This is a genomic window from Branchiibius sp. NY16-3462-2 (genome assembly GCF_001594145.1).
In the GTDB taxonomy this organism is placed as follows: domain Bacteria; phylum Actinomycetota; class Actinomycetes; order Actinomycetales; family Dermatophilaceae; genus Branchiibius.
Genome location: NZ_LVCF01000041.1, coordinates 37,051 through 44,116 on the forward strand (window position 1 = coordinate 37,051; position 7,066 = coordinate 44,116).

The 7,066-nt window shown below is 64.2% G+C and carries 7 protein-coding genes and 1 tRNA gene; 4 read left to right on the top strand and 4 right to left on the bottom strand.

From position 1 onward, the window contains the following. Nucleotides 1-44: 44 nt before the first annotated feature. A complete protein-coding gene (locus AZH51_RS14885) occupies nt 45-1,427 on the top strand; it encodes a hypothetical protein (RefSeq protein WP_291525635.1) in 1,383 nt (460 codons plus the stop codon). An 81-nt stretch (nt 1,428-1,508) separates the two neighbouring features. Here the strand turns inward: AZH51_RS14885 and AZH51_RS14890 are convergent. Both AZH51_RS14890 and AZH51_RS14895 read right to left on the bottom strand, forming a co-directional pair. Beyond that, nucleotides 1,509-1,582 (bottom strand) — tRNA-Pro (locus tag AZH51_RS14890). 79 nt (nt 1,583-1,661) lie between these two features. Continuing rightward, nucleotides 1,662-2,591 (bottom strand): metallophosphoesterase, encoded by a 930-nt coding sequence (locus tag AZH51_RS14895; RefSeq protein WP_291525636.1) that lies wholly within the window; start codon nt 2,589-2,591, stop codon nt 1,662-1,664. Nucleotides 2,592-2,646: 55 nt separating this feature from the next. Between AZH51_RS14895 and AZH51_RS14900 the strand changes: the two genes are divergently transcribed. Together AZH51_RS14900 and AZH51_RS14905 are read left to right on the top strand one after the other, a co-directional pair. Then, nucleotides 2,647-3,096 (top strand): GatB/YqeY domain-containing protein, encoded by a 450-nt coding sequence (locus AZH51_RS14900; RefSeq protein ID WP_291525637.1) that lies wholly within the window; start codon nt 2,647-2,649, stop codon nt 3,094-3,096. Between the two features lie 27 nt (nt 3,097-3,123). After that, nucleotides 3,124-3,444 (top strand): hypothetical protein, encoded by a 321-nt coding sequence (locus AZH51_RS14905; RefSeq protein WP_291525638.1) that lies wholly within the window; start codon nt 3,124-3,126, stop codon nt 3,442-3,444. Between the two features lie 7 nt (nt 3,445-3,451). On the opposite strand, the gene AZH51_RS14910 is transcribed toward AZH51_RS14905, so the two are convergent. Next, a complete protein-coding gene (locus AZH51_RS14910) occupies nt 3,452-5,713 on the bottom strand; it encodes a transglycosylase domain-containing protein (protein ID WP_291525639.1) in 2,262 nt (753 codons plus the stop codon). 306 nt (nt 5,714-6,019) lie between these two features. Here AZH51_RS14910 and AZH51_RS14915 point away from each other — a divergent pair, with 306 nt between their 5' ends. After that, on the top strand, nt 6,020-6,334 hold the full coding sequence (locus AZH51_RS14915) for a WhiB family transcriptional regulator (protein ID WP_291525640.1): 315 nt from the start codon (nt 6,020-6,022) through the stop codon (nt 6,332-6,334). A gap of 16 nt (nt 6,335-6,350) precedes the next feature. On the opposite strand, the gene AZH51_RS14920 is transcribed toward AZH51_RS14915, so the two are convergent. Then, nucleotides 6,351-7,066, bottom strand: a 716-nt coding sequence (locus AZH51_RS14920) for an ArsA-related P-loop ATPase (RefSeq protein ID WP_291525641.1), incomplete at its 5' end; no start/stop codon positions are given.

The following is a 7,066-nucleotide window of genomic DNA, read 5'->3' on the forward strand; positions in this document are numbered from 1 at the left end:
GTGCCCATGGTGCCGTGATTGAACATCCCCGAAGTTGAGGAGATATGGTGCATCCGTTTCGGATGTTCTATGACGAACGGTACGATCTCGGCCATCCCGGTCGTTACGACGTGAACGCAATGGTTCACCGAGACTTGTCGTGGCAGGTCGCCGACGGGGCTCACATCGAGTTCCTATCTCCAGGTGGAAAGCCACGAGTGACGGTTCGGTCGGTCGGCCTCGGTTACCAGCACGCACTCGAGATCAAGCTGCGCGGCTGGAGTCCGACCGATCTTGATGACGCGGCGGCCAGGGTTGTGCTTATCCTCACGGCACGGAAGATCACTGAGATGTGTGCGGCTGAGTGGTCGCTTGCGTCGGTCACTCCCGCGCCGCTCACTGAGTCCGAACTGGACTACGTTCGCGCGAATCCAGAATTTCTCTCTCGCAACACTATTGATCTGTCGACTCCAGAATTTGCCGCTGCGCTGACTGCAAACGGTCCGAGGTACCGGAGCCTGCCCAACCCCAGCGAATTGTTCGCGCGTCATTTCACTGCCCCGTTCTACGATTCCTGGGTCGACCTGAGATCTCCGTTCGTGAGCGATGACGCGCGCGCAATGGCGGCCTGGGCGCAGAATCATGATGAGGTCGCCAATAGGGGGTTTGGGGTCTTCGATCTGATGGAGGGCAGTGGTTATATCGATGCTTGGTTCGATGGTGATCGGTACATGGGTGAGTCGTTTGAGCCCGACGATGGGTTTCTCTGGCTTTCGGAGGTCCGTGGAACTGTGCGAACGGTGTCAGCGGCGTTTGTGCTGTTGCGCGTCTGTGGCCGAATTGACCCCCGGGGTAAGCGCCAGGCCGAGCAGGGGTTGTTACGGTTGATCGGGTTGTTGGATGAGCATGACGGACTGGTCCGTCAGCTCGCGGACCTGCGGTCGTGGGATGTGTCGTGGAGTGACGGGGACGCACATCGACGTCGCCTCGAAAACGAGGAAGTTGCACCAGCACACGATCTACCTGCGGTCACCCAGTGGACCGAAGACTTGCCTGTGCCTCACCCGGCATTCATTGCGCATGCCAGGTCGGCGGTGTACGACGACTTCGGGTCGGAGTTCGCCCCGTTCGGTAGTGACGAAGGGTTCGACGCAATTCATAACCTCTATGACCGGCTACCCACGCTGCCTCCTGGGTTCACTTTGCGCGAAGTGGTCGGAGCTGATTGGCCGGTGCTGCTGGACGGAATCGCGGGGGCCATCGATGAGATCTTGAACGCGGCACCACATTTGATTGGTTACGGTTTCGCCATATTGCGCAGCACTGGACGGATCGACCCAGAGGGTCGAGAAGTTGTCCTAAGAGCACTGCGGGGGATGTTGAGTGCTGAACCCGGCGCTGCGGAACTAGGACAACTGATTGCCGATCTCGACGCTTGGCCGACCTGAGTTGGACGTCCAGCAAGGCGCACCTCAAACGAAAACCGGCTCTGACCTGCGTTTCCGCAGGTCAGAGCCGGTTTCACCGAGTCGGGGTGACAGGATTTGAACCTGCGGCCTCTTCGTCCCGAACGAAGCGCGCTACCAAGCTGCGCCACACCCCGTGGCGCTCACCCGGACGTGTACATCACCGGGCAGCGAGAGGAAACGATACCTTCTGCCCCCGCTGATCTCACAATCGGGTCAGTCGCGGGGGACCAGTGTGATCAGGTTCGCCTCCGGTCGGCAGGCGAAGCGCACCGGTGCGTACTTGCTGTGCCCCAGTCCGGCGGAAACCTGCAGGTATGCCGGGTCAGCCGGCGCCGGGACGCCCGCCTCCGCACGGGGCCACCAGCGCGACAGTCCCGAGGCGCGCGAGGTGTCCAGGTCGCAGTTGGTGACCAGCGCTCCATAGAACGGCACACGCACCTGACCGCCGTGCGTGTGCCCCGCGATGATGAGCGACGCACCATCGGCCGCCATCGGGTTCAAGACCCTGGTGTACGGCGCGTGCACGACCCCCAGGGTGGCTGCCACGTCCGCTGCGGCCGGCCCCGCGACCTCGTCGTACTGGTCCCGTCCGATGTGCGGGTCGTCGACGCCGACCAGTTCGAGGCACATGCCATTGGCTTTGATGGTTTCTCGTTGGTTGCGCAGATCCAGCCAGCCCTCGCTGGACAGCCCGGTGATCAGCTCATCCACCGGCAGCTTCTCCGGCTGCCGCTCCACGGCAGTCACCCGCCGATCGGCGAAGTAACTGAACGGGTTCTTGAACCACGGGGCAAAGTAGTCATTCGAGCCGAGCACGAACGCACCGGGCAGGTGCAGGAACGGCTCCATCGCCTCCAGCACGAACGGCACGGCGTCCAGGTCCGAGCAGTTGTCCCCGGTGTTCAGGACCAGGTCCGGCTCAAGGCGCGCCAGTGAGCGCACCCATTCGATGCGGCGTCGCTGTCGGGGGACCAGGTGCAGGTCCGAGATCTGCAGGATCCGGACCGGTGCCGACCCGGGCATCAGCACCGGCACCGTGAGCGAGCGCAGCGCGTACCAGTTGCGTTCGACCAGGGTGCCCCACGCCAGGGCTCCCGCGCCGGCGCCGACGACGCCCCCGGCGGTGATCAAGGCAGGACGCATCCGGCCATTCTTGCACCGGGTAAACCGGCTGGACGAAGGTGGCAGGATTGCAGATATGAGCCTCAAGGAGACGTTGCGCGCAGACCTGACCACGGCGATCAAGAGCCGTGACCAGGTGAGCGCAGCGACGCTGCGGATGACGCTGGCCTCGATCAGCAACCAGGAGGTCGCCGGCGACGCACACCGCGACCTGTCCGACGACGAGGTCCTGGCCGTCATCACCAAAGAGGCGAAGAAGCGGCGGGAGGCCGCCGCGGCGTACGACGATGCCAAGCGCCCGGAGCTCGCCGACGGCGAACGCGCCGAGCTGGCCGTGCTCGAGGGCTACCTTCCCGAGCAACTCAGCGACGAGGACATCGACGCCCTGGTCGCCAAAGCCGTCGAGCAGCTCGGCGCCAACAACATGAGCGCCATGGGCGCGGTCATGAAGATCGTTCAGCCGCAGATTGCCGGACGGGCCGAGGGCGGTCGGGTGGCCGCCGCCGTACGCCGAGCGCTCGCCTGATCTGACACCGGGCCAAGGTGCCCCGCCGTGCGGTGGATCGGGTACTCCGCCCTCGGGTGGGCGGTGTTGTGGGCGTGGCACGCCGTGCGAAGCATCCGCCGCGGTCGCTTCGGTACCAGCGGCTGGCTCATCGTCGCGGTCGGTCCACCGGTGGTGGCGTTCGCCCTGGGTATGGCATCGGAACACACGCCCAAGGTCGACTATGAATCAGTTGATGTTCAGCCGCACGACGTATCGGGTCAGTTGATGTTGCTGGCCGGCGGATGGGTCGTGATCTGGTGCGCGGTTCTCGCCCTGGAACTCGTCGTGGCCATCGTCCGCGCCGTGCGCGATCCTGGCCTCGAGTAGCCAGCGGTCAGTCGGTGCTCGACGAATCGTTGGATGAGTTCGAGTTGCCGTTCTGTTGGTAGCCGGAGTACGAGCTCATGTTGTGACCCTTGATGATCGAGCCGGTGTTTGCCCAGTTCGGATCGTTCTTGTGGCTGGGATCGTCATACATGCTGTCCGGCGGCTCCGGGAACTGTTGGACCGGTGTGCCCTTCAGGATCGAGTCCATCACGGTCTTCCAGATGGGCGCGGCCAGGGTGCCACCGAAGATGGTGCCCTTGTAGTAGGTGTTGCCGATCCGCAGGTCGGTCAGGTAGTTGGTGTTGGTCGAGATCGACCCCACCCAGATCGCGGTCACCAGCGACGGGGTGTAACCCACGAACCAGGTCTGGACCGCGTTGTCGGTGGTGCCTGTCTTGCCGGCGGCGGGGCGATTGTTCGCCAGCCCGGCGTTCTCGGCCGTGCCGTTCTTGTCGAAGACGGCCTCCAGCACCTTGGTGGTCGCTGCGGCGACGTCCTTGGACATGACCTGCTTGCAGGCGCCGACCTTCAGGGCCATCGGTTTGTTGTTGGAGTCCAGGATCTGTGACACCGGTCGCGGCTCGCAGTACTTCCCGCCCGAGGCGATGGTCGCGTAGGCGTTGGCCAGGGTGAGCGGGGTGACGTCGTTGGATCCGAGGATGATGCCCGAGGGCACCCGGGCCAGCGGTTTGTCCGCGCCCTGCACCAGGCCGACCTTGGTCATCGTGTCGGCGATCTTGCACACCCCGACGCCCGAGCCCAGGGTGGCGAACGCGGTGTTGACCGACTCGCCCAACGCCTGCGACAGGCTCATCAGCCGTGGCGGCACATAGACGTCGTTGCCGACCAGCCACGGCGGGTCGCCCCTGCTCAGACCGCACGCGTCCGGGAACTCCCGGTGGGTGAAGGCGCGGACCGGGATCGTGCCCTTGTCGCCGGCCTTGCCGTTGTAGGACGGCAGGTTGATCGAACTGTCGATCTTGTAGCCGCTCTCCAGCGCGGTGATCACCGCGAAGGCCTTGGCCGTGGAACCGATCTGGACCCCGCCGTTACCACCGCTCGGCGTCGTGAAGTTCACCGTGGTGTTGCCGGCGCCGGACTTCAGGGAGTACTTGGTGTTCTGGCCACTGGCCAGGATCAGACCCGTACCCGGCTGGATGATGATCCCGGCGGCATCGACCTTGGCGGAGTTGCCGACCGGCACCTTGGCCTTGATCGACTTGTCCAACACGGCGGCGTACGCCGGGTTGAAGCTGGTCTTGATGGTCAGGCCGCCGCTCTTCAGCGTCCCTTCCCGTTGCTTCACGGTGGCACCCAACGCTGGCTGCTGCTTGAGCCATTGGGTCACGTAATCGCAGAAGTAGGGGTATTTCGAGGTGGCGCAGCTACTGCTGATGTCTTTGACCTTCAGCATCTTCTCGATCGGGGTGTTGACCGCGTCGGTGAACTGCTTCTGGGTGATGTAGCCCTGATCGAGCATCTTCTGCAGCACCACGTTGCGCCGGGCGATCGCTGCCTTCGGATTGTTGACCGGGTCAGTGGTGCCGGGCTGGTTGACCACACCAGCCAACAGTGCCGACTCGGCGACGGTCAGCTGGGAGGCCGGGACACTGAAGTAGTGCTGCGCGGCGGCTTCGATGCCGTAGACCTGATCGCCGTAATAGACCAGGTTGAGATAGCCGTCGAGGATCTGGTCCTTGGTGTACTTCTGCTCCAGGCTGATCGCGTACTTCAACTGCTGGAGCTTGCGGACGTATCCGGCCATCCCCGACTGGGTGATCTGCTGCTGGGCGGCCGAGGTGTCCCCGGAGCTCAGCGCTTGGTCCTGCAGGGCCACCTTCACGTACTGCTGGGTCAAGGTCGAAGCACCCTGAACGCCTGAACTGCTCAACTGGTTGGAGGCCACCGCCCGCAGCAGGCCCCGTGGGTCGACACCGCCGTGCTGGTAGAACCGCTCGTCCTCGATGGCGATCTGCGCCTTCCGCATGATCGGGGCGATCTTGCTCAGGGGGACCACGATGCGGTTCTCGTTGTACGGCGTGGCGATGACGGTGTTGTCCGCCGCGAGGATCCGGGACTGCTGGGCCAGCGGGTTCATCTGGAAGTCGCCGGGCAGGTCGTTGAACATCTTGATGCTGCCGGTCGTCGCCTTTCCGGCAGCCCCGAGCGTGGGCAGCGCGAGGCCCGCAACGACCAGTCCCATGAGCAGGGAGACGAGAACGAACGCACCCAACAGCGTGAGCACGTTCGAAAGACGGTTGCGCGGCATGTTTTCCAGGGTAACCCGGCTCGTGGGGCGATTCCTGAACGTCCGCAGCCACCCGCCGCGTCCGGCTACTGGTCCGGACCAGGATTCTGTGAGAAGCCTGTGTATTCGGTTAGGCAATGACCCAGTTTCGGCCGGAGTGCTGTGGATAACACTTCACAAAGCGACCTGGCTCACAGGTAAAGACTAAATTTGGTAAAGTAAAGGTCTAGTAAAGACCGCTGGTCAGGCCTAGCCTTCAAGGCGGACAAGGAGGTCCGAAGACATGTTTCGGCAGTGCCTTGAGCACGTGAACGATCGGAGAGTTGGATGACGGCGATTGCCTCCCGACCTACCACCTGGGACGAGAACTGGGCCTCCCGCGCTGTGTGCCGTAGCTCCTCTGCGGCGGATGACCTGTTTGCCAAAGGTGCCGCTCAGCAAACCGCCAAGGCCATCTGTCAGAAGTGCCCCGTCGTGGCTGAGTGCTTGGCCGATGCGTTGGACAACCGCACCGAGTACGGCGTGTGGGGCGGGATGACCGAGCGCGAGCGCCGCGCTCTGCTGCGGCGGCGTCCCGAAGTGCGGTCCTGGGCACAACTCTTCCGCCTCGCCCGGCAGCAGGACAGCGAGCGCGCCAGCTGACGAAGCGTCGGTTCGATCACCGCGCCAGTTCCGCACCAATCTCCCGCAACTGATCCAGGTCGTTCACGTCCGTCGCCTGCGTCGCCACCTCGACCAGAGCTAATTCCGGCTGCGCTGCCCGGAAGCGGGCGATTGCCGCCTCATGACGCTGTCGTACTGTCTCCGATTCCGCGTGCAGCAGTAGAAGTCCCGCGGTGTCCATCGGCTGCCAGCCAGAGCCCGGCCGACGCGGCTGTTCCTCCATGACTGCGGCAGCGGCCAGCGCCCGGGGTCCGCTGAGCCCGGAGACCAGGGCCGGCTGCACCCGGTTGACCACCACACCGGCCAACGGCATGTGATCATCGGCGAGGCGCTGGGTGAAGTACGCCGCCTCGCGCAGCGCCTCACGGTCGGGGGTGGCCACGACCAGGAACGCCGTACTGGGAGCCGCCAGCACGGCGTACGTCTGCTCGGCGCGCTCGCGGAAGCCACCGAACATCGTGTCCAGGGCCGCCACGAAAGTCTGGACATCGGATAGCAGTTGGCCGCCCACGATCTTGGACAAGACACCGGAGATGGTGTTCAGCCCGGCCGACATCACCTTCAGATAGACCTTGCCACCCGCCTTGGCCGGTGCCATCAGGATCCGGATGAACCGACCATCGAGGAATGAACTGAGTCGCTTGGGGGCGTCCAAGAAGTCCAGTGCCGACCGCGACGGTGGTGTGTCGACGACGATCAGATCCCAGGCCG

Excerpts from the sequence above, each read along its gene's own strand:
- AZH51_RS14885 (WP_291525635.1), top strand. The coding sequence starts at position 45 with ATGGTGCATCCGTTTCGGATGTTCTATGACGAACGGTACGATCTCGGC.
- AZH51_RS14900 (WP_291525637.1), top strand. The coding sequence starts at position 2,647 with ATGAGCCTCAAGGAGACGTTGCGCGCAGACCTGACCACGGCGATCAAG.
- AZH51_RS14910 (WP_291525639.1), bottom strand. The coding sequence starts at position 5,713 with ATGCCGCGCAACCGTCTTTCGAACGTGCTCACGCTGTTGGGTGCGTTC.
- AZH51_RS14895 (WP_291525636.1), bottom strand. The coding sequence starts at position 2,591 with ATGCGTCCTGCCTTGATCACCGCCGGGGGCGTCGTCGGCGCCGGCGCG.
- AZH51_RS14915 (WP_291525640.1), top strand. The coding sequence starts at position 6,020 with ATGACGGCGATTGCCTCCCGACCTACCACCTGGGACGAGAACTGGGCC.